The organism is Cellulosimicrobium sp. 4261, assembly GCF_040546915.1.
Classification (GTDB): Bacteria; Actinomycetota; Actinomycetes; order Actinomycetales; family Cellulomonadaceae; genus Cellulosimicrobium; species Cellulosimicrobium cinnabarinum.
This window is the reverse complement of sequence record NZ_JBEPOQ010000002.1, coordinates 294288-319593: the sequence shown is the minus strand read 5'-3', so window position 1 is coordinate 319593 and position 25306 is coordinate 294288. Positions and strand designations below refer to the sequence as shown.

The window sequence follows — 25306 nt, the reverse complement described above, 5'->3', positions numbered from 1 at the left end:
GGTCCCCGCGCGGATCGAACGCACGTTCGAACGGGAGCGGGCGTCCGGAACGTCGGGACGACGTGGCGTCGAACACGCGTTCGAACGGTGCCGAGCCACGGGGCGGCGAGCGCTCGAACGCGCGTTCGAAGGCGCGCCCTGAGGCAGGGGCGGGGGCCGCGTCCGGCGGCGGGGACGACGCCCGCCGTGACGCCCGCGGCCGCCAGCGCGGCGCCGCCCGCTCCCGCGGGGAGGCCCACCGCAGCTCTGCGGCACCCTCCCAGCGCCGCAAGGGCACCGACCCCGCACGGGGCGTCGCGTACGACGTCCTGCGCCAGGTCGACGGTTCCGACGCCTACGCCAACCTCGTCCTGCCACCCCTGCTGCGCGAGCGCGGCATCCGCGGACGTGACGCCGGCTTCGCCACCGAGCTCGCCTACGGCACCCTGCGCCTGCGCGGCCGCTACGACGCGATCCTCGCGCACTGCCTCGACCGCCCCCTCGGCCGCCTCGACCCGCCCGTGCTCGACGTCCTGCGCCTCGGCACCCACCAGCTCCTCGCCATGCGCGTCCCGCAGCACGCCGCCGTCTCCGAGACCGTCGGCCTCGCCCGCGAACGCACCGGCGCCGGCAGCGCCCAGCTCGTCAACGCCGTCCTGCGCCGCGTCGCCCGCACCCCCCTCGACGACTGGCTCACCACCCTCGCCGACGACGCCCCCGACCCCCTCGCGGCGCTCGCGGCCACCCAGAGCCACCCCGTGTGGATCGCCCGCGCCCTGCGTGACGCCCTCGCCGGCAACGGGCGCCCCGTGGACGAGCTCGACGCCCTCCTCGCCGCCGACAACGACGCCCCCCGCGTCACGCTCGTCGCCCGCCCCGGCCTCGCCGACCCCCACGAGCTCTCCGACGGCGACGACCGCGTCACCCCCGCCCGCTGGGCACCCACCGCGCTGACCCTCGACGGCGGCGACCCCGCCGCGTTCGGCGCCGTGCGCGACGGCCGCGCCGGCGTCCAGGACGAGGGCAGCCAGCTCGTCGCGCTCGCGCTCGCCGCCGCACCGCTCACCGGACCGCAGCCCGGCTCCGTCGGCGACGACGCGCGCTGGCTCGACCTGTGCGCCGGCCCCGGCGGCAAGGCCGCGCTCCTCGCGGCGCTCGCGGCCGAGCGTGGGGCACGCCTCGTCGCCAACGAGGTCCAGCCGCACCGGGCGCGCCTCGTGGAGAAGGCGCTCGCCGCCGTCCCCGCCGACGCCGTGGAGGCCGTGCGCACGGGCGACGGGCGCGCCGTCGGGCAGGACGAGCCGGGCGCGTACGACCGCGTTCTCCTCGACGCCCCCTGCACGGGCCTCGGTGCCCTGCGGCGCCGGCCCGAGTCCCGGTGGCGCCGCACCCCGGCGGACCTCGCGACCCTCACCGGGCTCCAGCGCGAGCTCCTCGACTCCGCGCTCGACGCCGTCCGGCCCGGGGGAGTGGTCGGGTACGTCACGTGCTCGCCCCACCTCGCCGAGACCCAGGTCGTCGTCGCCGACGTGCTGCGCCGCCGCGACGACGTCGAGGTCCTCGACGCCCCGGCCGTCGTGCGCGACGTCGTGCGCCCCGAGGTGCGCGACGACGTCGAGCTCGGGGATCGTCAGGACGTCCAGCTCTGGCCGCACGTCCACGGCACCGACGCCATGCATCTGACGCTGCTCCGCCGCACGGCATGAGCGCCGCGCCACCGGTCGAGGTGTCGGCATATCTCGACAACGCCGGGGTGTCGGAGTAACCTGACAGCGCTGCGTGCCAGGGAATCCTGACGCGGGCAGCATGGCAGCGCACCCGACGGCAGGAGAGCGAGCATGACCGACACCTGGACCACCCCCCGCAGCCCCCGCGACCTCGGCGCCTACCTCAGCCGCGTCCGCCGCGCCCGCGGGCTCACCCAGGCCCAGGTCGCCGACGAGCTCGGCATCACCCGCCAATACCTCTCCGAGCTCGAGAACGGCGTCGAGAACCTCTGGGTCCAACGACTCTTCGAGCTCCTCGACACCCTCGACGTCGACCTGCGACTCCAGGAACGCCGATGACCACCGTCACCGCCTGGCTCTACGGCACCCCCGTCGCGACCCTCGCACCCACCAGCACCCGCACCACCGACGGCACCCCCCGCGTCAGCCTCACCTGGACCACCGAGGCCCTCGACCGCTGGGGGCACGACGCCCGGGTCCTGTCCCACCTCCTGCCCATCACCCCGCCCGACGAAGCCCCGCCCCACCCCGCCCGCGTCGCCGCCTGGCTCGACGGACTCCTCCCCGAGGGCCGCACCCGCGACGCCATGGCCATCGACGCCGGCATCGACCCCGACGACGCCCTCGCCTTCCTCGTCCACTACGGCCACGACACCGCAGGCGCCGTCCTCCTCGCCCCCGACGGCCACGCCCACCCCGCACCCGGCACCCCCGAACACCTCGACGACGCCGCCGTCGCACGACTCCTGCACGCCGCCGTCGCACGCAGCGGGGGAGAAGGCCGCAGCGAGCACCTCACCAGCTCCCTGCCCGGCATGGAACCCAAGATCACCCTCCTCCACGACGAGCACGGCTGGGCCCGACCCCACGGCTCCGCACCCACCACCCACATCCTCAAGGTCGCCCGCCCCGCCGACTCACCCACCGCCGACCTCGTCAACACCGAAGCAGCCGCCCTCGACCTCGCCCGCCGCATCGGCCTCACCACCGTCGACGCCCACGTCACCGAGTTCGACGGCGAACGCGCCATCGTCGTCACCCGCTACGACCGCGTCCCCGACCCCGACGAACCCACCGGCACCGCACGCCTCCACCAGGAGGACGCCGCCCAGGCCCTCGGCATCAACACCCGCGACCCCGAACGCAAGTTCCAGCACGGCCGCCGCTTCCCCTCCCTCGCCGCCATCGCCCGCACCCTGCGCGACGACGGCACCCGCCCCGACCCCCTCCTCGCCCTCACCACCCTCAACCTCGCCCTCGGCAACACCGACGCCCACGCCAAGAACATCTCCGTCCTGCGCCACGCCGACGGCACCGTCCGCCTCGCCCCCGCCTACGACATCGCCATGCACCTCCACCACGACCACGCCTCCCGCGTCTTCGCCATGGACGTCGCCGGCGAACGCGACATGGACCGACTCACCACCGACCACCTCGTCACCGAGGGCGCCACCTGGGGGCTGCCCCGCCGACGCGCCCAGCGCGTCGTCGCCCAGACCCTCGACGGACTCCTCGCGGCGCTCGCGGACATCGACCGCGACGCCCACCCCGGCGTGAGCCGGCACGCCTGGCGCACGGTCGAGCGGCGCACCGCCGACCTCCGCCGCGGCTTGGTCGCCTGAGCACGGCCTCCTCTCGCGCCGAGCAGGTGGTCGTGGCGGGTCCGCGTGCCCCCCACCCACCAGGACCGCCCGCTCCACCCACCAGGACCGCCTGGTCGGCCGCTGCGCGACGACGGGCACCTGGGCCGGTCGTCGCGCAGCGGCGTCGACATGATCAGAGCGAGCGCTGGAGCAGGATCGTGTCGACCCAGCGGCCGTGCTTGAACCCGACGGCGGTCAGGCCACCCGCCTCGACGAAGCCGAAGCGGCGGTGCAGCGGGAGCGACCCGGCGGCCTCGGGGACGTCGGCGACGACGGAGACGACCTGCCGGACCCCCGCGGCGGCCAGCGCCTCCAGGAGCGCGGCGAGCAGCGCCGTGCCGACGCCGCGCCCGGCGTGGGCCGGGTCGAGGTAGATCGTGTCCTCGGCGGTGTGCCGGTAGGCGGGCTTGGGGCGCCAGGCGGACGCGTACGCGTAGCCCGCGACGACGGTGCCGCGCGGGGAGCCCGGTTCGGCCGGACCCTCCACCTCGGCGACGAGGAACGGCAGGCCGCGCGCAGCGACGTCGTCGAGCTTGCGGTGCCACGCCGGGACGTCCCAGACCTCCTCCTCGAACGTCACGCACGTGTCGCGGACGAACGGGGCGGCGATCTCGGCGACGCGGGGCAGGTCGTGCACCGTCGCCGGGCGGACCGTCACGGCGGGCACGGGCACGGGTCGGTCGGGCGCGAGGGGGAACGCGGCGGGGATCGGACCGGGGGCGGGGGAGGGGAGGTCGCTCACGCGACGAGGGTACGAGCGCCGGGCGCCGGCCCGCGCCCCTAGGCTGGGGCGCATGGCAGCCCTCATCGCACCGAGCATCCTGTCCGCCGACTTCGCGAACCTCGAGCGCGACCTGAACGCGATCGCCACGGCGGACTACGCGCACGTCGACGTCATGGACAACCACTTCGTGCCGAACCTGACGCTCGGGCTGCCGGTGTTCGAGCGCCTGGCGCAGGTGTCGCCCGTCCCCATCGACGCGCACCTCATGATCGAGGACCCGGACCGCTGGGCGCCGTCGTACGCGGAGGCGGGCGCGGCGTCGGTCACGTTCCACGCCGAGGCCGCTGCTGCCCCTGTGCGGCTCGCTCGCGAGCTCCGGCGCCTGGGAGCCCGCGCGGGGGTCGCGCTGCGCCCTGCCACGCCCGTGGAGCCCTTCCTGGACCTGCTGACCGAGGTGGACATGATCCTCGTCATGACGGTCGAGCCGGGCTTCGGCGGGCAGTCCTTCATCGAGGGGACGCTGCCCAAGATCCGGCGGGCGCGCGAGGCCGTGAGCGAGTCGGGCCTCGACGTGTGGATCCAGGTCGACGGGGGAGTGTCGCGCACGACGATCGAGCGGGCTGCGGACGCGGGGGCGAACGTCTTCGTCGCCGGGTCGGCGGTGTACGGGGCAGAGAACGTGCCGGCGGAGATCCAGGCGCTGCGCGAGCTGGCGGAGTCGTCGGCGCACGCCCACTGATCCGGGAGCGAGGAAGGGGCTCTCCGCGGGGAGAGCCCCTTCTCTGTCTCCGAAAAAATAGTGTGCCAAGCGCATATCCCTCCACCCACCGACCGCGTGAGACTCACCAACCAGCACCGAAGACCGGGCGTCGACGCGGGGAGACCCGCGGCTCGGGAGAGCTCACCTGTCGGGAAAGCCGCCCTCGCCTCGGGCCGCAGACGTCTCGACGGACCACCGACCTCCCTGTCGCAGGGGATACCGGAGTACCATCGGCGGTTGCAGAACGCAGTACGCACGAACGTGCTCCGGGGTCGGTGCAATTCCGAGCCGGCGGTGACAGTCCGCGACCCGCGCCCACGCGCGGTTGACCTGGTGGAACTCCAGGACCGACGGTGAAAGTCCGGATGGGAGGAAGCACGTGCGGCGCGGCCACGCCTCGGCGCGTGGTGCTCCGGCGACCCGTCGGTGCACCCGTCGCGAGGTGGCGGCCTCGCCGTGGTGAGCGACGCCGTCGGGCCTTCGTGGCTCGACCCGCCGCCCGCCCTCACCCCGGAGCGCCCGTGCCCGGGAGGAGGACGATGGGCGAGCACCCCCGCACCCTGACGATCGACGCCGCGATGGCGCGCGCGCTCGCGCTGGCTGCCCGAGGACCGGCGCACGGGCCGAACCCCCGCGTCGGGTGCGTCCTGCTGGGCCCACCGGCCGGCGCACCCGTGGCTGAGGGCGCGCCCCCCGGCTCGCTCGACCCGCACCCGCGGCCCGTGCTCGCCGAGGGGTGGCACCGGGGCGCAGGGACGCCGCACGCGGAGGCAGCGGCACTCGCCGACGCACGGGCGCGCGGCGTCGACGTCACGGGCGCGACGGCGGTCGTCACGCTCGAGCCGTGCGCCCACACCGGTCGTACCGGCCCGTGCGCCGACGCGCTCGTCGCGGCGGGCGTGGCGGAGGTCGTGCTCGCCGTCGACGACCCGAACCCCGTCGCCACGGGCGGCGCGCACCGGCTGCGTGCCGCAGGGGTGCGCGTCGTGCGCGGCCTGCGCGCCGCAGAGGGTGAGGAGCTCCTGCGCGTGTGGCTCACGGCCGTCCGGCGCGGCACGCCGTACGTGACGCTCAAGACGGCCACGACGCTCGACGGCTACGTCGCCGCCGAGGACGGGACGAGCCGGTGGATCACCGGGCCCGCGGCGCGCGAGCACGCCCACCGCGTGCGCGCGGAGGTCGACGCGATCGTCGTCGGCACGGGCACGCTCCTGGCCGACGACCCGGCGCTCACCGCGCGGGTCCGCACCCACGACTCCTCGCGCACCGCAGCGCAGAACCCCGTGAGCGCCGTGCGTCTGGCGGAGCACCAGCCGATGCGGGTGGTGGTCGGGCTGCGGGGGATCCCGCCGACGGCGCGGGTGCGCGCGGCGGGCGGCGAGCTGGTGCACGTGCTGACGCGGGACGTCGGTGAGGTGCTGGAGAGGCTCGCGGAGCGGGAGGTGCGGCACGTGCTGGTGGAGGGCGGTCCGACGCTGGCGACGGCGTTCCTGGCCGCGGGTGCGGTGGACGAGCTGCACGCGTACGTGGCCCCGGTGCTGCTGGGGAGCGGTCGACGGGCGGTGGACGGGCTGGGCGTGGCGACGATCGCCGACGCGCACCGGTTCCGCACGGTGGAGGTGAGGCGCGTCGGGGACGACGCGCTGGTGGTGTCCAGGAAGAGCGTGGAAGGACGGGTGGGTTGATGTTCACGGGGATCGTGGAGGAGATCGGGAGGGTCCGGGGTATCGGGTTCCCGGGCGGCGAGGGGGAGGACGCGGTGCTGACGGTCGAGGGGCCGCTGGCCGTGTCGGACGCAGGCCTGGGCGACTCGATCGCGGTGAACGGGGTGTGCCTGACGGTCACGAGCCTCGGGGGCGACGGGTCGTTCACGGCGGACGTCATGCCGGAGTCGCTGCGGCGCACGGCGCTGGGTGACCTCGTCGCGGGGTCGCCGGTGAACCTGGAGCGGGCCGTCCGGGCGGACGCGCGGCTGGGTGGTCACGTGGTGCAGGGGCACGTGGACGGTGTGGGCGCGCTCGTGAGCCGCGCGCCGGGGGAGCGCTGGGACGACCTGGTGTTCTCCGCCCCTGCGGGTCTGACCCGGTACGTGGCGGAGAAGGGTTCGATCGCGGTGAGCGGGGTGTCGTTGACGGTGACGCACGTGGACGACGACACGTTCGGCGTATCCCTCATCCCGACGACTCTCGAGGCGACGGTCCTCCGGGGCCTGGTCCCGGGGGACCGCGTGAACCTGGAGGTCGACGTGCTGGCGAAGTACGTCGAGCGGCTGCTCGTGTCGGGCGTGGTCCCCGGGAGCGCGTCGTGACGGGCGCGGGGTCCGCGAGCGCCGCCGTGCCGGAGGGCGTGCGGCTGGGGTCGGTGGAGGAGGCGCTGGCGGCGATCCGGGCGGGGCGTCCGGTGCTGGTGGCGGACTCGCCGGACCGGGAGAACGAGGCGGACGTGGTGTTCGCGGCGCAGGGGGTGTCGGCGGAGTGGGTGGCGTGGACGATCCGGCACTCGTCGGGGTACCTGTGTGCGCCGATGCCGGCGGCGCGGGCGGACGCGTTGGAGCTGCCGTTGATGGTGCCGCACAGCCAGGACCCGCGGCGCACGGCGTACACGGTGACGGTGGACGCGGCGACGGGGGTGACGACAGGGATCTCGGCGGAGGACCGGGCGCGGACGTTGCGGGTGCTCGCGGACCCGGCGTCGGGTCCGGTGGACCTGATCCGGCCGGGGCACGTGCTGCCGTTGCGGGCGGTGCCGGGGGGTGTGCTGCACCGTGCGGGGCACACGGAGGCGGCGGTGGACCTGGTGCGCCTGGCGGGGATGGGCGAGGTCGGCGGGATCGCGGAGCTGGTGCACGACGACGGGACGATGATGCGTCTGGGGGACGCGGCGGCGCTGGCGGAGCGTGACGGGTTGGTGCTCATCACGATCGCGGACCTGGTGGCGTGGCGGCGGGTGCACGACCCGGCGCCTGCGGTGGCCGCGGAGGTGCCGGATCGAGAGGCGTTGGCGCGGCGGGTGCACCGCACCGCCTCGGCAGAGCTCCCGACGGCGCACGGCCGGTTCCGGGTGGTGGGGTATCGGGACCTGCGCACGGGGGCGGAGCACGTGGCGCTGGTTCCCGCGGTGGGTCCGGCTCGCGCGTCGGACCGTGGTGACGCGGGCGCGCAGGCCGCGAGCGCCGTCGGGCCGGAGGGGGTGCCGGTGGTGCGGGTGCACTCGGAGTGCTTGACGGGGGACGCGTTCGGGTCGTTGCGGTGCGACTGCGGTCCGCAGCTGGAGGCCGCGATGGTGCGGGTCGCGGCGGAGGGCGGTGCGGTGGTGTACCTGCGGGGGCACGAGGGGCGCGGCATCGGGTTGCTGGCGAAGATCGGTGCGTACGAGCTGCAGGACGCGGGTCTGGACACGGTGCAGGCGAACCTGGAGCTGGGGTGGCCGGTGGACCGGCGGGAGTACGGGGCGGCGGCGGCGATCCTGGCGGACCTGGGGTTGTCGCGGGTGCGGTTGCTGACGAACAACCCGGCGAAGGTGACGGGTCTGGTGGCGTCGGGCATCGAGGTGGTGGGTGCGGAGCGGATCGAGGTGGGTCACGGGGAGCACAACCGGGCGTACCTGGTGACGAAGAAGGTGGCGATGGGTCATCTGCTGGACACGGTGGCGGTCCCGGACGGGACTGCCGTGGGAGGGCCGGGCGACGGGTCCGGTGCCGAGGAGACGAAGGAGGACGAGGGATGAGCGGGGCGGGTGCGCCGAGGTTGAGCGTGGACGGGTCGGGGCTGCGGGTGACGGTGGTCGCGGCGAGCTGGCACACGGAGGTGATGGACGGGTTGCTGGCGGGGGCGCGCCGGGCGTTGGCGGCAGCGAACGTGTCGCACGTGAGCGTGGTGCGGGTGCCGGGGTCGTTCGAGCTGCCGGTGGCGGCGGCGCGTGCGGTGGAGCACGGTGCGGACGCGGTGGTGGCGCTGGGGGTGGTGATCCGTGGGGGGACGCCGCACTTCGAGTACGTGTGCCAGGCGGCGACGTCGGGTCTGACGGACGTGAGCGTGCGCACGGGCGTGCCGGTGGGGTTCGGTGTGCTGACGTGCGACGACGAGCAGCAGGCGCTGGACCGGGCGGGTCTGGAGGGGTCGCGCGAGGACAAGGGTGCGGAGGCGGCGGAGGCGGCGGTCGCGACGGTCGTGGCGTTGCGCGACCTGTGACCTGTGACCTGTGACGCGAACGGTCGGGGTGTGCCCGCTGGGCGGACACGCCCCGGCCGGGTCCGGGTGGCGGATACCCTGGAGCGCGTGAAGACGTTCGAGTCCCTGTTCGCGGAGCTGTCCGAGAAGGCCACGACGCGACCTGCCGGTTCCGGCACGGTCGCGGAGCTGGACGCCGGCGTGCACGCGATCGGGAAGAAGGTGGTCGAGGAGGCCGCCGAGGTGTGGATGGCCGCCGAGTACGAGGGCGACGTGAAGACGGCGGAGGAGATCTCCCAGCTCCTCTACCACCTGCAGGTCCTCATGCTGGCGAAGGGTCTGAGCCTGCAGGACGTGTACGAGCATCTGTGAGCGGCCGCGCCGGTGAGCGTCCCCGCTCCCGGCCGCGAGCGCCGCTCGCCCCTCGCTCGTCCCTGCTGTTCCCCTCTTCCTGCCCGATCCCCTGAACGAAGGTCCTGTCATGCTGCGTATCGCCGTCCCCAACAAGGGGTCCCTGTCCGAGCCCGCCGTCGAGATGCTGCGCGAGGCGGGGTACCGCCAGCGTCGTGACCCGCGCGAGCTGGTGCTGGCGGACCCGGACAACGACGCCGAGTTCTTCTTCCTGCGCCCGCGCGACATCGCGGTGTACGTGGGGTCGGGCACGGTCGACGTCGGGGTGACGGGGCGGGACCTGCTGCTGGACTCGGGCGCGGACGCGGTGGAGCACATGCAGCTCGGGTTCGGGGGGTCGACGTTCCGGTACGCGGCTCCGGCGGGGACGATCACGTCGTTGGAGCAGGTGCAGGGGCTGCGGGTCGCGACGTCGTACGAGGTCCTCGTGGAGGGGCACCTGCGGGCGCACGGGGTGGACGCGACGGTGGTGCACCTGGACGGTGCGGTCGAGTCGGCGGTGCAGCTCGGGGTGGCGGACGTCGTCGCGGACGTGGTGTCGACGGGTACGACGCTGCGGGGCGCGGGCCTGGAGGTGTTCGGCGACCCGATCCTGGTGTCGGAGGCGGTGCTGATCCGGCCGCGCAAGGTTGCGGAGGAGGACGTCCCGGCGGGGGTGGAGGTGCTGTCCCGTCGTCTGCAGGGTGTGCTGACGGCGCACGAGTACGTCCTCATGGACTACGACGTGCCGGTGTCGCTCGTGGACCGTGCGGTCGCGATCACGCCGGGCCTGGAGTCGCCCACGGTGTCCCCGCTGCACGACCGGGACTGGGCGGCGGTGCGCGCGATGGTGCGCCGCGACCGCACGAACCAGGTCATGGACGCCCTGTACGACGTCGGGGCGCGCGCGATCCTCGTGACCCGGATCCACGCCTCGCGCCTCTGAGCCCTGGTCCCCGGTGGGCCGCCGGAGGGTGTGAGACGGTGGCGGCATGAGCACCGACCCGTTCCCCGACCCCGGCCTGCCGGGCGACCGCGACGACGACCCGTACCGCACGTTCCGGCCGAGGTTCGGCCTGGTGTCGGCGTGGGCGACGGGCGTGGTCGTCGTCGGCGGGTGCGTCGTGGTGGGGCTGTCCGCGACGGGGCCGCTCGGCACGTCGTGGGTGAACCGGCTGTCGATCGCGGCGTTCGCGCTGTTCGCGGCGTGGCTGCTGTGGCGCCTGGGCGGCGTGCACGCGGTCCCGACGCGCGAGGGCCTGCGGGTGCGCAACGTCATCTACACGCGCCGCCTCGCGTGGCCGCAGATCGTGTCGGTGCGGTTCGGCTCGGGCGACGCCTGGGTGCGCCTCGACCTCGCGGACGGGTCGACGCTCGCCGTCATGGGCATCCAACGGGCCGACGGCGCCCGCGGCGAGGCGGAGTCGCGTCGCCTCGCCGCCCTGGTCCAGGCGCACGGCGAGGCCCGCGAGTAAGGACCGCCGCAGGCGCGCGGCTCCCGTGCCCGCCTCGGGCACCCCCGCACCGACGACGACGGCCCCCGGATCGTGGAGATCCGGGGGCCGTCGTCGTGCGCGGGCGGGTCTACCGCCGGCAGGTGCGGGTCAGAACGCGGCGCGGTGGCGCGGCTTGCGCTCGCCCCGGTCGTCGGCACGGTCGAAGCGGTCACGACGCTCGTCACGACGACCCGACGGCCCGTGGCCGGCCCGCGGGCCGCGGGACGCGGGCGCGCCCTCGTCGAGACGGATGCGCAGCGCCTTGCCCGCGACCCGGGCCCGCGAGATGCGGTCCATGGTGACCGCGTCGAGCGGTGCGGTGATGTCCACCAGCGAGAACGACGGGAAGATGTCGATCTTGCCGACGTCCGACCCGGCCAGGCCCGCCTCGTTCGTCAGCGCGCCCACGATGCCGCCGGGCATCACGCCGTCCTTGTGGCCGACCGACAGGCGGTAGCGCGTCCCGACGGCGTCGCGGCGGATGCCGCGCGTCCCGTCGCCCTCGCGCCGGCCCGACGCACGGTCGCCGCGCGACGGGCGCTCACCCGTGCGCTCCGTGCGACGCGTCTTCGCCTGCTCGCGCGCCGCAGCACGCTCGGCCTCGAACCGCTCCTGCTCCTCGCGGGCACGAGGGCCGTCGTCACCGACCGCGAGCGCCGCCATGGCCGCGGCGAGGTCGACGGGGTCGACGTCGTGCTCGGCGAGGAAGGTGCGCACCATGTCGGCGTACATCGACAGGCGGCCCGCCTCCTGGCGGGCGGGGACCTGCCCGAGCAGGGCCCGCACCTTGTGCGCGGACACGTCCGCGGGGGAGGGGATCTCGATCTCCTGCAGCGGGGTGCGGGTCGTGCGCTCGATCGCGCGCAGGCGCCCGCGCTCGTGCGGGGTGACGAAGCTCAGGGCTTCGCCGGTGCGGCCCGCGCGCCCGGTGCGGCCGATGCGGTGCACGTACGCCTCGGGCTCGCCCGGCAGGTCGAAGTTCACGACGAGGCCGATGCGGTCGACGTCGAGGCCGCGCGCGGCGACGTCGGTCGCGACGAGGACGTCGAGCGCACCGGAGCGCAGGCGCTCCACGATCCGCTCGCGCTCCTTCTGCGCGACGTCGCCGGAGATGGTCGCGGCGGAGATGCCGCGCTCGACGAGCGCGGACCCGACCTCCTCCGCGGCGCCGCGCGTGCGGGTGAACACGATCGCGGCCTCGGCGTCGGACGTGGCCAGGACGCGCACGAGGGAGCCGGTCTTGTGGCGGAACGGCACGACGGCGTACGTCTGGCGCACGCTCGTCACCGTGGAGGACTGGCGCGCGACGGCGATCTCGACCGGGTCGGTGAGGTGCTCGTTCGCGACGCGACGGATCGGGGCGGGCATCGTCGCGGAGAACAGCGCGACCTGACGCTCGCGCGGCGCGCGGGAGAAGATCGTGTCGACGTCCTCCGCGAAGCCCATGCGCAGCATCTCGTCGGCCTCGTCGAGCACGAGGAACCGCACGTCGTCGAGCACGAGGGTGCCGCGCTCGATGTGGTCGATGACGCGCCCGGGCGTGCCGACGACGACCTGCGCGCCGGCCGCGAGCGCCCGCTGCTGCGGCTGGTAGGGCGAGCCGCCGTACACGGCGACGACGTCGACCTTCGGCAGGTGCGCGGCGAACGACTCGACGGCGTCGGCGACCTGCATCGCGAGCTCGCGCGTCGGGGTGAGGACGACGGCCTGCACGCGCCGCAGCGTGGGGTCGATCGCGGCGAGCAGCGGGAGGCCGAACGCGGCGGTCTTGCCGGTGCCGGTCTGTGCGACGCCGGTGATGTCGCGGCCCGAGAGGAGCGCGGGGATGGCCTCGGCCTGGATCGCGGACGGGGTGACGAACCCGAGGTCGGCGACGGCGCGCTCGAGGGGAGCCGGCAGGCCGAGGTCGGAGAACACGGGGCCGGCGGGAGCGGTCTGCTCCGCGACGGCGGGGGAGGTGTCGGTGGAGTGGTCGAGGGCGTGCGCGGGCACGACGACGTCAGCAGTCATGAAAGGGTGAGGACCGTTCGTCTCGGGGTGTGGAGTGGCGTGCGGTCACCGGGTCGGTTCTCGCAGGTCGCACTCCCGAACACACCAGGCCGGCCACCACCACGATCGGGGAGATCAGGGGGGATCGGCCACTCTCACGGACACACGCGGGACGAGCGACGAACTCCAGAGGTGCACCCATCGTACCGGAGCGTGCGGGCAGGCCGCGGGCCCGAGGCCGGTGACGTCCCTCACCCGCACCCGCACCGCCGACGCACCACCGACCCCGGGCACCGGGCGAAGCGGGTGATTTCGGGCCCACCCGGTCGCCGCGCCCGGAAATGAGGGCCGAGGTCACCGGGCACGGTACGTAGGATGGTCGCGCGCGGCAGGTCGCCGCGACGGCGCGACGTGAGCACGGGGCGGTGGGTGTGACGGCAGGGCAGCAGGTCAGCTCGCGCGTCCTGACCGTCCCGAACGTCATCAGCCTCCTGCGGCTGCTCCTCGTGCCCGTGTTCGCGGTGCTCATCGTGCGCGGCGACGACGTGTGGGCCCTGCTCGTGCTCGCGGTCTCCGGCGCGTCGGACTGGCTCGACGGCGTGCTGGCGCGCCGCCTGAACCAGGTGAGCCGCCTCGGGCAGATGCTCGACCCCGCCGCCGACCGTCTCTTCATCCTCGTCACACTCCTCGGGCTCGCGTGGCGCGACGTCGTGCCCGTGTGGCTCGTCGTCGCGATCGTCGCGCGCGACCTCCTCCTCGCGGGCCTCCTGCCGCTGCTCGCCCGCCACGGCTACGGGCCGCTGCCCGTGAGCTTCGCGGGCAAGGCGGGCACCTTCGCGCTGCTGTACGCGTTCCCGCTGCTGCTGCTCGCGGAGATGCCCGGCTGGCTCGGCGACATCGCCGCCGTCACCGGATGGGCGTTCACCTGGTGGGGCGTGGGCCTGTACTGGCTCGCGGGCGCGCAGTACGTGCTGCAGACCCGGGCGCTCGTCCTGCACGACCGCGCCGCCCGCACCGACCGGCCCGGGCCCGCGACGAAGGAGACGCCGTGACCGACACGCGACCGGACCAGCACGGCCCCGCGCGCCGCGCGCCCGTCGACGCGTCCATGACCCTCCTCAACGAGGTCATGCACCGCCCCCTCGACCCCGGGTACGCCGCCGCGGCCGCACGCCGCGCCGCCGGACAGACCCCGCACCGCGGGCGCACCGGCACCGTCGCGCTCGTCGCCCTCGCCGTCGTCCTGGGCGTCGTCACGACCGCCGCCGCCGTGCAGCTGCGCGCCCCGCAGCCCGGCGTCATCGCCGCGCGCGAGACCCTGGAGCAGGAGATCCTCGAACGCCAGGCCACCGCCGAGGAGCTCTCGGCGCGCGGCGCGGAGCTCTCCGGCGAGATCGAGCAGCTCCAGGGCGCGGCCCTGAGCGGCGCGAGCGCCGACGTGCTCGACGGCCTCCAGCAGGAGGGCGCGCTCACCGGCACGCAGGCCGTCGAGGGCCAGGGCGTCGTCGTCACCCTCGACGACACCAGCGGGGGCCTGTCCTCCGGGGCCACCGACGCGAGCACCCTCGTGCACGACTCCGACCTGCAGCGCGTCGTCAACGCCCTGTGGGCCGGCGGCGCCGAGGCCGTCGCGATCAACGACCAGCGGCTCACCGGCCTGTCCGCGATCCGCAGCGCCGGCGACGCCGTGCTCGTCGACCTGCAGCCCCTCGTCGGCCCCTATCGCGTCGAGGCGATCGGCGACCCCGACGCGATGCGCACCTCGCTCCTGCGGTCCGGGACGTCCGACTTCCTCCAGCTCCTCGGCAGCCAGTACGGCATCCGTTCCGGCGTGACCACGCAGAGCCGCCTCGACCTGCCCGGCCGGTCCGCACCCACGCTGTTCTTCGCGCACGCCCCCGAGACGACCGTAGACTCCGACGCACCCGCCGAGGAGACCGGGCCCGCGCCGGGCACGACCGACGGGTCCGGGACCCCACCCGCACCGCACGAGACAGGGCAGGAGATCGTCGAATGATCGCAGTCGTCGGACTGGTGGTGGGCATCGTCGCAGGCCTCGTCCTGCAACCCACCGTGCCCGTGTCGCTGCAGCCCTACCTCCCCATCGCCGTCGTCGCCGCCCTCGACGCCCTCTTCGGCGGCCTGCGCGCGCGCCTCGACGGCCTGTTCGACGACAAGGTCTTCCTCGTGTCGTTCCTGTCGAACGTCGTCGTCGCCGCCCTCATCGTGTTCCTCGGCGACCAGCTCGGCGTCGGCAGCCAGCTCTCGACCGCCGTCGTCGTGGTCCTCGGCATCCGCATCTTCTCCAACGCCGCCGCGATCCGGCGCCACATCTTCAAGGCGTGAGCATGAGCCGCGACCCCCGCGACCAGGCTCCCGGCGACCGGCCCGAGCACCCCGCCGCGCCCGCCGGCGGCGACGCAGGCGCCCCCGCCGAGCCGGGCACCGAGCCCCCGACCCACGACACGACCGGGCCGGACGCCGACCACGACGCGACCGGACCGGCGACCACCGACGTCGCGCACGCCGACGCCCCCGATGACGCGACCCCAGACGCTCCTGGTGCCGACACCGCCGCGGACGACCCCCACGACGCCGAGCCTGTCGCACCCGCGGAGCCCGTCGCGCCCCGCGCGGACGCCACCGGCGAGGCCCCCGCCACCCCGGCCACGACCGACCCGGCTGAGGCTCACCCGGCCGCGGCCGCGCCGTCGGCCACGCCCCACGACGACGACCCCGTCGAGCCCGCCGCGGTCCCCGGCGACCCCGTGACCTCGTCCGACGAGCCGGCCGGGCACGACGAGACGCCGGGCGCCCCGGACGGGGCCACCGGCGCAGGGGAGCGCCCCGCACCCGCCGACCGCACCGACCAGCCCCACGACGCGCCCGCCACCGACACCACGCCGGCCGACACCACGCCCGGCGGCGGCACGCCCGAGCCGGCCACCCGCCCCACCGCCGCGCGTCCGGACGAGCCCTCGAGCACGACCATCCCCGAACCGGAACCGGTCACCGGGGCGACGGCCGCCGTCGGGCGCCACGGAACCCCCACCCAGCCCGAGCCGCGCGGGCTGCGCGGGCTCGGCCGGGCCATGCGCCCGCGCGCGTCGCGCTCCCAGGTCATGGTCGGCGTCCTGTGCGCGCTGCTCGGCTTCGCGCTCGTCGTCCAGGTGAGCCAGACGCAGGAGGACCAGCTGTCCTCCCTGCGCCAGAGCGACCTCGTGCGGCTGCTCGACGACGTCACCCAGCGCTCCGGCGAGCTCGAGGACCAGGTGTCCTCGCTCGAGGCCACGCGCGACGAGCTGCAGTCCGGCTCCGGCCGCGAGCGCGCCGCTCTCGAGCTCGCCGAGCAGCAGGCCGAGACGCTCGGCATCCTCTCCGGCCGGCTCCCCGCCGCGGGCCCCGGCGTCGAGATCGAGGTCGTCGAGGGCGCCGAGCCGCTCGAGGCGTTCGGGCTGTTCAACGTGCTGGAGGAGCTGCGCAACGCCGGCGCCGAGGCCATGGAGGTCAACGGCGTCCGACTCGTCGCGAGCAGCTACTTCGAGGACACCTCCGACGGCGTCGTCGTCGACGGGCAGGTGATCTCGTCCCCGTACCGGTGGACCGCGATCGGCGACCCCTCGACGCTCGAGACCGCGCTCGAGATCCCCGGCGGTGCCATGGCGTCGTTGCGCGCCGACGGTGCGCGCACCACCGTCACCCAGCAGGACCGGGCCGAGGTCACCGCGACCGTCGAGCCCCGCGAACCCCGGTACGCGACCCCCGTCCCTGCCGACGAGTGACCCGGCTTCCCGCAGGCCCACGGCCCGGGGTAGGTTGGGACGACCGAGGGTCGCACGCACAGCGTGACCTGCGGGTGTAGTAGTTTTCGAGCACCAGTTTCCCGCACCACGGGGGCGCGTCCCCCGGTGCGGTTTCCGAGCTCGAGCACGACGTGCGTGAGCCCCGAGGAGGCGTGATGAGTGTCCCAGGCGGTCCTGAGGTGCCGAACCGGGCGGGCAGCGACACGACGGTCAGCTTCGGCCGGATCGAGGCCCCGATCGAGGAAGGCGTGCAGCCCGGTGGCCTGAGCCCCGAGGAGCACGCTGCCGTCGCCGCCCTGCCCCGCCACTCGGCCCTGCTCATCATGCAGCGCGGCCCCGGCCAGGGCTCGCGCTTCCTCCTCGACGCCGAGCGCACCGTCGCGGGGCGCTCCGAGCACGCCGACATCTTCCTCGACGACGTCACGGTGTCCCGCAAGCACGCCGAGTTCGTGCGCGAGGGCGAGCACTTCGTGGTGCGCGACGTCGGGTCCCTCAACGGCACCTACGTGAACCGCAGCCGGATCGACGCGGTCGTCCTCGGCACGGGCGACGAGGTCCAGATCGGCAAGTACCGGCTCACGTTCCACGCCAGCCCGCACGCGGGGGCGTCGGCGGGCGGGGCGGCCTCCCCGTCGTGAGCACGTCCACGGGCGCCGCGCACGCCACGGCCCCGGAGCCCGCGGACGGGCCCGAGCCGTGGCCGCAAGGGATCTCGCGCCGCGCGACCATGCGCATCTCCGACGTGCTGCGCGCACTGCGGGCCGAGTTCCCCCACGTCAGCCACTCCAAGCTGCGCTTCCTCGAGGAGCAAGGGCTCATCGAGCCGGTGCGCACCGCGTCGGGCTACCGCCAGTACAGCCCCGCCGACGTCGAGCGGCTGCGCTACGTCCTCGTCGAGCAGCGTGACCGCTACCTGCCGCTGAAGGTCATCAAGGACCGCCTCGCCGCGCTCGACGCCGGGACCGACGTCGAGGCGCTCGCCCCCCGTCTCGCGACCACCGACGGCGAGCCGGGTTCGGCCGCCGTCCGCCAGCGGTACACCGTGGACGCGCTCGTCTCGGCCGCCGGCGTCGAGCGCGAGCTCGTCGAGGGCCTCATCGAGGCCGGCGTGCTGCGCCAGGCACCGGGCGGGCAGCTCGACGCGCGCTCGCTCGACGTCGTCGTGCTCGCCGCGGGCCTCGCGGACTACGGGATCGAGCCGCGCCACCTGCGCTCCCTGCGCACCGCCGCGGACCGCCACGTGAGCCTCGTCCAGCAGGTCGTCTCGCCGTGGCGCGGCCAGCAGAGCCCGTCCGCGCGCGCCCACGCCGGCACCGTCGCCTCCGAGGTCGGCGAGCTGTGCGCGCAGCTGCACACCGTGTTCGTGCGCCAGGGCGTCGACGACCTCACCCGCTGAGGCCCTCGCCCTCCCGCCGGGACCCGTGCCCACCCCCTGCCGGATACCGGGCGGAGTCGTACCGTGGAGGAGTGAGCGACGACGTCCCGATGGTCCCGGTGGAGGTGCTGGGGGTCCGACAGCAGCAGCGCGACCAGGAGATCGTGGTGCTGCTGCTCGACGACGCGTCCGAGCTCGTGGTGCCGATCGTCATCGGCCCCCGCGAGGCGAGCGCGATCGCCATGGCGCAGGCAGGGCTGCCCACGCCACGGCCCATGACGCACGACCTCCTGCGGGACCTTCTCGACGCCGTGGACGTCCGCCTGGAACGGGCGGAGATCGTCGCGCTCGACGGCGGCATCTTCTTCGCCGAGCTGGTCCTCAGCAACGGCGTGCGGCTCGACTCGCGCGCGTCGGACGCGATCGCGGTCGCGGTGCGCACCGGGAGCCCGGTGCTGTGCTCGGCGGAGGTCGTGGCGACGGCAGGCGTCGAGGTCGTCGACGTCGCGCAGCAGGAGGAGGTCGAGAAGTTCCGCGACTTCCTCGACCACGTCCAGCCCGAGGACTTCTCGGTGGACGAGTAGGAACGGTCGCCGTGGGAGCGGCCCGACCCTCGGGCCCCGGTCGAGGCTTCGGGGACACACAGGACAACACGGACCTTCGACCTCAGGTCGAGGGTTCCGCGGTCGGCGCGACGACGTCGCGGGCGCGACACGCCCGCACGCCTGGGGCGTCGGTCGTTGACGGCCCCCGACGGCGCCCATAGTTTGGTCGTGACATCACCCCAGGAGGCGACAGTGAACAGCAGCGGTGAGGCGAGCGTCGGTGTCGGCGCGGCAGTTCCGCAGGGCGCGCAGGGCCTCCTCTTCGGTGAGGACATCACCGAGCAGGACACCACGACCGGCTACCGCGGCCCGACGGCGTGCCGTGCGGCAGGCATCACGTACCGCCAGCTCGACTACTGGGCCCGCACGGGCCTCGTCGAGCCCACCGTCCGCCCGGCGTCCGGCTCCGGCTCCCACCGCCTGTACAGCTTCCGCGACATCCTCGTGCTCAAGGTCGTCAAGCGCCTGCTCGACACCGGGGTGTCGCTCCAGCAGATCCGCACCGCCGTCGAGCACCTGCGCGAGCGCGGCGTGGACGACCTCGCGCAGATCACGCTCATGAGCGACGGCGCGAGCGTCTACGAGTGCACCTCGCCCGACGAGGTCGTCGACCTCGTCCAGGGCGGGCAGGGCGTGTTCGGGATCGCCGTCGGTCGCGTGTGGCGCGAGGTCGAGGGCACGCTCGCCGAGCTGCCGACCGAGTCGCTCGATGACGAGGACGGCACCGCGACGAGCCCGCAGGACGAGCTCGCCCAGCGCCGTCGGGCCCGCACCGCGGGCTGACCCTCCCGCCCGGCCGGGCCGAACGAGGGACCGGCCGCGAGCGCCGACGCACCCCTGAGAGACGTGTGGACCACGTCACAGCGGGTGCGGTGACCCGTGCGGGGGCGCCGTGGGAGGATCGGCCGGTACGCGCGGTGCGTGACGCCCTCCCCGGCGCCGTGACGCCGCACGGTCGACGGATGGAGTGCCGGTGTTCTCGAAGGTCCTGGTCGCCAACCGCGCGGAGATCGCCGTCAGGGCGTTCCGCGCCGCCTACGAGCTGGGGGCCCGCACCGTCGCGGTGTTCCCGCAGGAGGACCGCAACTCCGAGCACCGGCTCAAGGCCGACGAGGCGTACCTCATCGGGGAGCCCGGTCACCCGGTGCGTGCGTACCTGGACATCGAGGAGATCGTGCGGGTGGCCCGCGAGGCGGGCGCGGACGCCGTCTACCCGGGGTACGGGTTCCTCTCGGAGAACCCCGACCTGGCGCGGGCGTGCGCGGACGCGGGGCTGACGTTCGTCGGGCCGCCGGCGGAGGTGCTCGAGCTCGCGGGCAACAAGGTGCGGGCGCTCAAGGCGGCGCGCGAGGCGGGGCTGCCGGTGCTCGCGTCGAGCGAGCCGTCGGCGGACGTCGACGAGCTCGTCGCGGCCGCGGACGAGATCGGGTTCCCGGTGTTCGTCAAGGCGGTCGCGGGCGGTGGCGGTCGCGGGATGCGGCGCGTCGACGTGCGCGAGGACCTGCCCGAGGCGCTGGCCGCGGCGATGCGCGAGGCGGACGGCGCGTTCGGCGACCCGACGGTGTTCCTGGAGCAGGCGGTGCTGCGCCCGCGGCACATCGAGGTGCAGATCCTCGCGGACGGCGCGGGGAACGTCGTGCACCTGTACGAGCGGGACTGCTCGTTGCAGCGTCGTCATCAGAAGGTCATCGAGATCGCGCCGGCGCCGAACCTCGACCCGGCGGTCCGCGACGCGCTGTGCGCGGACGCGGTGCGGTTCGCGCGACACATCGGGTACCAGAACGCGGGCACGGTCGAGTTCCTCCTCGACACGGTCGGGGAGCGTGCGGGGCAGCACGTGTTCATCGAGATGAACCCGCGCATCCAGGTGGAGCACACGGTGACCGAGGAGGTCACCGACGTCGACCTCGTGTCCGCGCAGATGCGGATCGCGGCGGGCGAGACGCTGGAGGACCTGGGCATCCGGCAGGAGGACGTGCGTGTCAACGGCGCCGCCCTGCAGACCAGGATCACGACCGAGGACCCGGCGAACGGGTTCCGCCCGGACACGGGCCGGATCATCGCCTACCGGTCGCCGGGCGGGGCGGGCGTCCGGCTGGACGGGGCGACGGCGACGGCGGGGTCCGTCGTGTCGGGCCACTTCGACTCGATGCTGGTAAAGCTCACGTGCCGCGGCCGGGACTTCCCGACGGCGGTGCGGCGCGCGCGTCGTGCCCTGGCGGAGTTCCGCATCCGCGGCATCCGCACGAACATCCCGTTCCTGCAGGCGGTCCTCGCGGACCCGGAGTTCGTCGCGGGCAACGTCGCGACGTCGTTCATCGACGAGCGGCCCGAGCTGCTCGCGGCGCGCGAGAGCGCGGACCGGGGCACCCGCCTGCTCGCGTACGTGGGGGACACCACCGTGAACCGGCCGCACGGGGATCCGCGGGTCACGAGCGACCCCGCGGCGAAGCTGCCGGCGTTCGACCTGACGGTCGCGCCTCCGCCCGGGTCGCGCCAGCAGCTCCTCGAGCTCGGCCCGGAGGGGTTCGCGCGGGCGCTGCGGGGCGAGCAGCGGCTGCGCGTCACCGACACGACGTTCCGCGACGCGCACCAGTCGCTGCTCGCGACGCGCGTGCGCACGCACGACCTGGCGGCCGTCGCGCCGTACGTGGCGCGGGCGACGCCGCAGCTGTGGTCGGTGGAGGCGTGGGGCGGGGCGACGTACGACGTCGCGCTGCGCTTCCTCGGGGAGGACCCGTGGGAGCGGCTCGCGACCCTGCGTGCCGCGATGCCGAACCTCGCGATCCAGATGCTCCTGCGCGGTCGTAACACGGTCGGGTACACGCCGTACCCGACGCGCGTCACGGAGGCGTTCGTCGAGGAGGCCGCGGCGACGGGCATCGACGTGTTCCGGATCTTCGACGCGCTCAACGACGTCGACCAGATGCGTCCCGCGATCGAGGCCGTGCGCGCGACCGGCACGACGGTCGCGGAGGTCGCGCTGTGCTACACGGGCAACCTGCTCGACCCGGCCGAGGACCTGTACACGCTCGACTACTACCTGCGCCTCGCGGACCGCATCGTCGACGCGGGCGCGCACGTCCTCGCGATCAAGGACATGGCCGGGCTGCTGCGACCCGCCGCCGCGAGCCGCCTCGTGAGTGCCCTGCGCGAGCGGTTCGACCTGCCCGTGCACCTGCACACCCACGACACGTCCGGCGGGCAGATGGCCACGCTGCTCGCCGCCGCCGCGGCGGGCGTCGACGCGGTCGACGCCGCGAGCGCCGCGATGGCCGGGACGACGAGCCAGCCGCCGCTGTCGGCGTTGGTCGCCGCGCTGGAGCACACGGAGCGCGACACGGGGCTGTCGCTGGCGGCGGTCGCGGACCTCGAGCCGTACTGGGAGGCGGTGCGCCGTGTGTACGCGCCGTTCGAGTCGGGTCTGCCCGGGCCGACGGGTCGCGTGTACGAGCACGAGATCCCGGGAGGGCAGCTGTCGAACCTGCGCCAGCAGGCGATCGCGCTGGGCCTGGGGGACCGGTTCGAGCAGGTCGAGGCGATGTACGCGGCCGCGGACCGGATCCTCGGGCGGCTGGTGAAGGTGACGCCGTCGTCGAAGGTCGTGGGCGACCTCGCGCTGCACCTCGTGGCGGCGGGCGCGGACCCGGCGGAGTTCGCGGCGGACCCGCAGTCGTTCGACATCCCGGACTCCGTGGTCGGGTTCCTGGGCGGCGAGCTGGGCGACCCGCCCGGGGGCTGGCCGGAGCCGTTCCGGTCGCGCGCCCTCGCCGGCCGTGCGGCGCGCGCCGGGGTCACGCCGCTCTCGGCCGAGGACGAGGCGGAGCTCGCGCAGGAGGGGGAGGTGCGCCGTCGTCGGCTCAACCACCTGCTCTTCGCGGGCCCGACGAAGGAGTTCGAGCAGGTGCGGCAGGCGTACGGGGACGTGTCGGTCCTCGACACCCCCACGTACCTGTACGGGCTGGAGCCTGGGCAGGAGGTCGCGGTCGCGCTCGGCAAGGGCGTCCGCCTGCTCGTGGGCCTCGAGGCGATCGGCACGCCCGACGAGCGCGGGATGCGCACGGTGATGTTCACCCTCAACGGCCAGCTGCGCCCGATCCAGGTGCGCGACCGTGCGGTGGACGTCGACGCGCGCACCGCCGAGAAGGCGGACGCGACCCAGCCGGGCCAGGTCGCGGCGCCGTTCGCGGGTGCGGTGACGCCGGTCGTCGTCGTGGGCGACGTCGTCGAGGCGGGGCAGACGGTCGCGACCGTCGAGGCCATGAAGATGGAGGCCGCGATCACGACCCCCGTCGCGGGCACCGTCCAGCGGGTCGCGATCGGGGCGGTGCAGCAGCTGGAGGGCGGCGACCTCGTCCTCGTGGTGGGCTGAGGGGCCGACCCCGCACGAGCGGGCGGGCAAGGACGACTCGAGGAGGATCCATGCAGGTCACGTTCCACGGTCACGCGTGCGTCACCGTGCGCCACGGCGGTCAGGTCGTCGCGATCGACCCGGGCACGTTCAGCGACGCCGCGGCAGCGCTGGCGGACGCCGGCACGGTGCTCCTCACCCACCAGCACCCCGACCACGTGGACACCGGCGCCCTGGGCGACGCCCTCGCGGCCCGGCCGGAGCTCACGGTGTGGGCGCCGGAGGAGGTGGCCGCCGCGGTGCGTCCGTCGCTGCCCGACGGCGCGGCGTCGCGCGTGCACGTCGTGGCTCCGGGGGACGGCCTGGACCTGGGCGGTCTGGAGGTCGTGGTCGGCGGCGGGCGGCACGCGGTGATCCACCCGGACATCCCACGGATCGCGAACGTGACCTACCTCGTGCGCGGGGACGGCGCGACGCTCCTGCACCCGGGCGACTCGTTCGACGCCCCGGACCCGGGCGTGCTGGGCGGACGTCGGCTCGACGTGCTGCTGGCACCGGTCTCGGCGCCGTGGCTCAAGCTCGCCGAGACGATCGACTTCGTGCGCGCGCTCGACCCCCGGGTCGTGGTCCCCGTCCACGACGCCCTGCTGTCGGACGTCGGGCACGGCCTGGTGAACCGGCTCCTGGGCGAGCAGCGCACCGGCGGCACGTACGAGTACCGGCCGCTCGCGACGGGGGAGTCGTTCGACGTCGCCGCCGGCGCGCTGGACGGCGCGGCCGACGCGGTCGCGCGCGAGCTGCGCGACGAGCACCCGGAGTTCGGCGAGGTCGCGCTGCTCGAGGCCGACGAGACCGTGCCACCGCGCCCGGAGGAGGAGGCGGCCGACGTGCTGCGCTCCGACCCGGCCAGCTGAGCCGCGGACCCCGCTCGCCGTCGTCGTCGCCCTCCGGCGGCGACGACGACGGCGCTGCTACAGCAGCGGGCGCAGGGGAGTGAGGACGACCTCGCTGAGCTTCGCCGCCACCGAGCGCGAGTCCCACTCGTCGAGCGTCAGCTCGCGCGAGTTCGACAGGTCGACCTCGAACACCTTCTCCATCTGCTCGGCCACCCCAGGGTCCGTGATCTCGAGGTTCACCTCGTAGTTCCCCGTGAGCGACAGCCGGTCGATGTTCGCCGTGCCGATCGTGGTCCACGCGCCGTCGATGGTCGCGGTCTTCGCGTGCACCATGGCGTTGCGGTACAGGTGGATGCGGACCCCGCCCTTGAGCAGCGCCGTGTACAGACCGCGCGACAGCCAGTCGGCGAGCACGTGGTTCGAGCGCTCGGGCACGAGGACCCGCACGTCGACGCCGCGCGCCGCGGCCGCGAGCAGCGCGGCCAGGATCTCCCGGTCCGGGATGAAGTACGCCTGCGTGATGTAGACGTGCGAGCTCGCGCGGTCGATCGCGTCGAGGTAGATCCCGCGGATCGGGAACACGAGGTGCGCCGGCGCGTTGCGGGCCGCGCGCAGCCGCGGCTCCCAGTGCACCGACCCCGGGTCGGCGAGCAGCGGCTGGTCCGACGAGCGGTTCGCGTTCCAGAAGTCGACGAACGCGTTGCGTAGCTCCCACGCGCTCGGCCCCACGAGGCGGACGTGCGTGTCGCGCCACTGCGTCGCGTACAGGGCACCGATGTTGTAGCCGCCGACGAACGCGATCTCGTCGTCGACGACGAGGATCTTGCGGTGGTCGCGGCCGGACTTGCGCACGTTGAGCATGAGAACGCCCGGGCGGAACACCGGGTAGCGGATGACGTGGATCGGCTCGGGCAGGTCGAAGAACGCCTGCGGGACGACGAGGTTCGCGAAGCCGTCGTACACGACGAACACCTCGACGCCGCGCTCGCTCGCCTCGACGAGCGCCTGCTTGAACTCCTCGCCGAGCGCGTCGGCCTTCCAGATGTACGTCTCGAGCAGGATGCGGCGCCGCGCACCGCGGATCGCGCCGAGCATCTCCCGGTACACGTCCTCGCCGTACGTGAAGACGGTCGTCGTGGTGCCCGCGACCTCGACGTCGGCGGGGGCCGAGCGCGGGAACGACGCCTCGGTGGTGTTGCGGCGCTTGCGGATCGCGTCCGCGGTGACGAGCACGCCCGCGACCGTCACGGGTGCCGCGACGGCCACCACGAGCGCACGGGAGAGCAGACGGCGGGCGGTGCGCAGGGCGGAGTCGGCGGACAGGTGCACGCACTCACCGTAGCGGGCGGCACCCCGGGCGCGACCGGAAGACGGGCGTGCCGCGGGTGAGATCCCGCAC

General features: G+C 74.7%; 24 protein-coding genes and 1 riboswitch. Of the genes, 21 read left to right on the top strand and 3 right to left on the bottom strand.

Annotated features, from left to right (window positions below):
- Positions 1–62 precede the first annotated feature (62 nt).
- The 3 genes from ABIE39_RS03735 (at position 63) to ABIE39_RS03725 (ending at position 3328) form a co-directional block, all read left to right on the top strand.
- On the top strand, positions 63–1685 hold the full coding sequence (locus tag ABIE39_RS03735; RefSeq protein WP_255437128.1) for an RsmB/NOP family class I SAM-dependent RNA methyltransferase: 1623 nt from the start codon (positions 63–65) through the stop codon (positions 1683–1685).
- Positions 1686–1817: 132 nt separating this feature from the next.
- Positions 1818–2045: a helix-turn-helix domain-containing protein gene (locus ABIE39_RS03730; RefSeq protein WP_175008567.1), complete on the top strand. Its 228-nt coding sequence runs from the start codon at positions 1818–1820 to the stop codon at positions 2043–2045.
- Positions 2042–3328, top strand: a complete 1287-nt coding sequence (locus ABIE39_RS03725) for a HipA domain-containing protein (protein WP_175008566.1) — start codon at positions 2042–2044, stop codon at positions 3326–3328. Before ABIE39_RS03730 ends, ABIE39_RS03725 begins: the two co-directional genes overlap by 4 nt.
- A 154-nt stretch (positions 3329–3482) precedes the next feature.
- Here the strand turns inward: ABIE39_RS03725 and ABIE39_RS03720 are convergent, their stop codons facing one another.
- Entirely contained in the window at positions 3483–4091 is a 609-nt protein-coding gene (locus ABIE39_RS03720; protein ID WP_354050505.1) for a GNAT family N-acetyltransferase, read from the bottom strand.
- Positions 4092–4143: 52 nt separating this feature from the next.
- On the opposite strand from ABIE39_RS03720, the gene rpe reads away from it, so the two are divergent.
- From rpe to ABIE39_RS03680, 8 genes are all read left to right on the top strand, one after another.
- The gene (gene rpe / locus ABIE39_RS03715; protein ID WP_354050503.1) at positions 4144–4812 is read left to right on the top strand and encodes a ribulose-phosphate 3-epimerase; all 669 of its coding nucleotides are present in this window, start codon (positions 4144–4146) and stop codon (positions 4810–4812) included.
- A 278-nt stretch (positions 4813–5090) separates the two neighbouring features.
- Positions 5091–5216: riboswitch (FMN riboswitch) on the top strand.
- Between the two features lie 156 nt (positions 5217–5372).
- Entirely contained in the window at positions 5373–6518 is a 1146-nt protein-coding gene (gene ribD, locus ABIE39_RS03710; RefSeq protein WP_255437126.1) for a bifunctional diaminohydroxyphosphoribosylaminopyrimidine deaminase/5-amino-6-(5-phosphoribosylamino)uracil reductase RibD, read from the top strand.
- Complete coding sequence (locus tag ABIE39_RS03705) at positions 6518–7141, top strand: riboflavin synthase (protein WP_354050501.1); 624 nt, start codon at positions 6518–6520, stop codon at positions 7139–7141. The genes ribD and ABIE39_RS03705 overlap by 1 nt, the downstream gene beginning before the upstream one ends.
- A complete protein-coding gene (gene ribB, locus ABIE39_RS03700; RefSeq protein ID WP_255437125.1) occupies positions 7138–8559 on the top strand; it encodes a 3,4-dihydroxy-2-butanone-4-phosphate synthase in 1422 nt (473 codons plus the stop codon). Before ABIE39_RS03705 ends, ribB begins: the two co-directional genes overlap by 4 nt.
- Complete coding sequence (gene ribH / locus ABIE39_RS03695) at positions 8556–9023, top strand: 6,7-dimethyl-8-ribityllumazine synthase (RefSeq protein ID WP_114553263.1); 468 nt, start codon at positions 8556–8558, stop codon at positions 9021–9023. Before ribB ends, ribH begins: the two co-directional genes overlap by 4 nt.
- Positions 9024–9110: 87 nt before the next feature.
- A complete protein-coding gene (locus ABIE39_RS03690) occupies positions 9111–9374 on the top strand; it encodes a phosphoribosyl-ATP diphosphatase (RefSeq protein ID WP_024839663.1) in 264 nt (87 codons plus the stop codon).
- A 109-nt stretch (positions 9375–9483) separates the two neighbouring features.
- Positions 9484–10338 (top strand): ATP phosphoribosyltransferase, encoded by an 855-nt coding sequence (gene hisG, locus ABIE39_RS03685; protein ID WP_175008562.1) that lies wholly within the window; start codon positions 9484–9486, stop codon positions 10336–10338.
- A 46-nt stretch (positions 10339–10384) separates the two neighbouring features.
- Entirely contained in the window at positions 10385–10867 is a 483-nt protein-coding gene (locus ABIE39_RS03680; RefSeq protein ID WP_108049695.1) for a PH domain-containing protein, read from the top strand.
- 129 nt (positions 10868–10996) lie between these two features.
- Here ABIE39_RS03680 and ABIE39_RS03675 read toward each other — a convergent pair whose 3' ends face one another.
- The gene (locus ABIE39_RS03675; RefSeq protein WP_175008561.1) at positions 10997–12898 is read right to left on the bottom strand and encodes a DEAD/DEAH box helicase; all 1902 of its coding nucleotides are present in this window, start codon (positions 12896–12898) and stop codon (positions 10997–10999) included.
- Between the two features lie 410 nt (positions 12899–13308).
- Here ABIE39_RS03675 and clsA point away from each other — a divergent pair, with 410 nt between their 5' ends.
- From clsA to ABIE39_RS03625, 10 genes are all read left to right on the top strand, one after another.
- The gene (gene clsA / locus ABIE39_RS03670) at positions 13309–13929 is read left to right on the top strand and encodes a cardiolipin synthase ClsA (RefSeq protein ID WP_175008687.1); all 621 of its coding nucleotides are present in this window, start codon (positions 13309–13311) and stop codon (positions 13927–13929) included.
- Entirely contained in the window at positions 13926–14894 is a 969-nt protein-coding gene (locus tag ABIE39_RS03665) for a DUF881 domain-containing protein (RefSeq protein ID WP_255437124.1), read from the top strand. The genes clsA and ABIE39_RS03665 overlap by 4 nt, the downstream gene beginning before the upstream one ends.
- Positions 14891–15223, top strand: a complete 333-nt coding sequence (locus ABIE39_RS03660; protein ID WP_021483549.1) for a small basic family protein — start codon at positions 14891–14893, stop codon at positions 15221–15223. The genes ABIE39_RS03665 and ABIE39_RS03660 overlap by 4 nt, the downstream gene beginning before the upstream one ends.
- A gap of 2 nt (positions 15224–15225) precedes the next feature.
- Positions 15226–16659: a DUF881 domain-containing protein gene (locus ABIE39_RS03655; protein WP_354050497.1), complete on the top strand. Its 1434-nt coding sequence runs from the start codon at positions 15226–15228 to the stop codon at positions 16657–16659.
- Positions 16660–16835: 176 nt separating this feature from the next.
- The gene (locus ABIE39_RS03650; RefSeq protein ID WP_074806382.1) at positions 16836–17318 is read left to right on the top strand and encodes an FHA domain-containing protein; all 483 of its coding nucleotides are present in this window, start codon (positions 16836–16838) and stop codon (positions 17316–17318) included.
- Complete coding sequence (gene ftsR / locus ABIE39_RS03645; protein ID WP_354050495.1) at positions 17315–18076, top strand: transcriptional regulator FtsR; 762 nt, start codon at positions 17315–17317, stop codon at positions 18074–18076. The genes ABIE39_RS03650 and ftsR overlap by 4 nt, the downstream gene beginning before the upstream one ends.
- Positions 18077–18165: 89 nt before the next feature.
- Positions 18166–18639, top strand: coding sequence for a bifunctional nuclease family protein (locus tag ABIE39_RS03640; RefSeq protein WP_074807220.1), 474 nt, complete (start codon positions 18166–18168; stop codon positions 18637–18639).
- A 213-nt stretch (positions 18640–18852) separates the two neighbouring features.
- Positions 18853–19443 carry a MerR family transcriptional regulator gene (locus ABIE39_RS03635; RefSeq protein WP_074806388.1) on the top strand — a complete coding sequence of 197 codons (591 nt, stop codon included), beginning with the start codon at positions 18853–18855 and terminating at the stop codon, positions 19441–19443.
- Between the two features lie 190 nt (positions 19444–19633).
- Positions 19634–23032, top strand: a complete 3399-nt coding sequence (locus ABIE39_RS03630; protein WP_354050493.1) for a pyruvate carboxylase — start codon at positions 19634–19636, stop codon at positions 23030–23032.
- A 50-nt stretch (positions 23033–23082) separates the two neighbouring features.
- A complete protein-coding gene (locus tag ABIE39_RS03625; protein WP_354050491.1) occupies positions 23083–23925 on the top strand; it encodes an MBL fold metallo-hydrolase in 843 nt (280 codons plus the stop codon).
- Between the two features lie 57 nt (positions 23926–23982).
- On the opposite strand, the gene ABIE39_RS03620 is transcribed toward ABIE39_RS03625, so the two are convergent.
- On the bottom strand, positions 23983–25230 hold the full coding sequence (locus tag ABIE39_RS03620; protein ID WP_400109582.1) for a phospholipase D-like domain-containing protein: 1248 nt from the start codon (positions 25228–25230) through the stop codon (positions 23983–23985).
- Positions 25231–25306 lie beyond the last annotated feature (76 nt).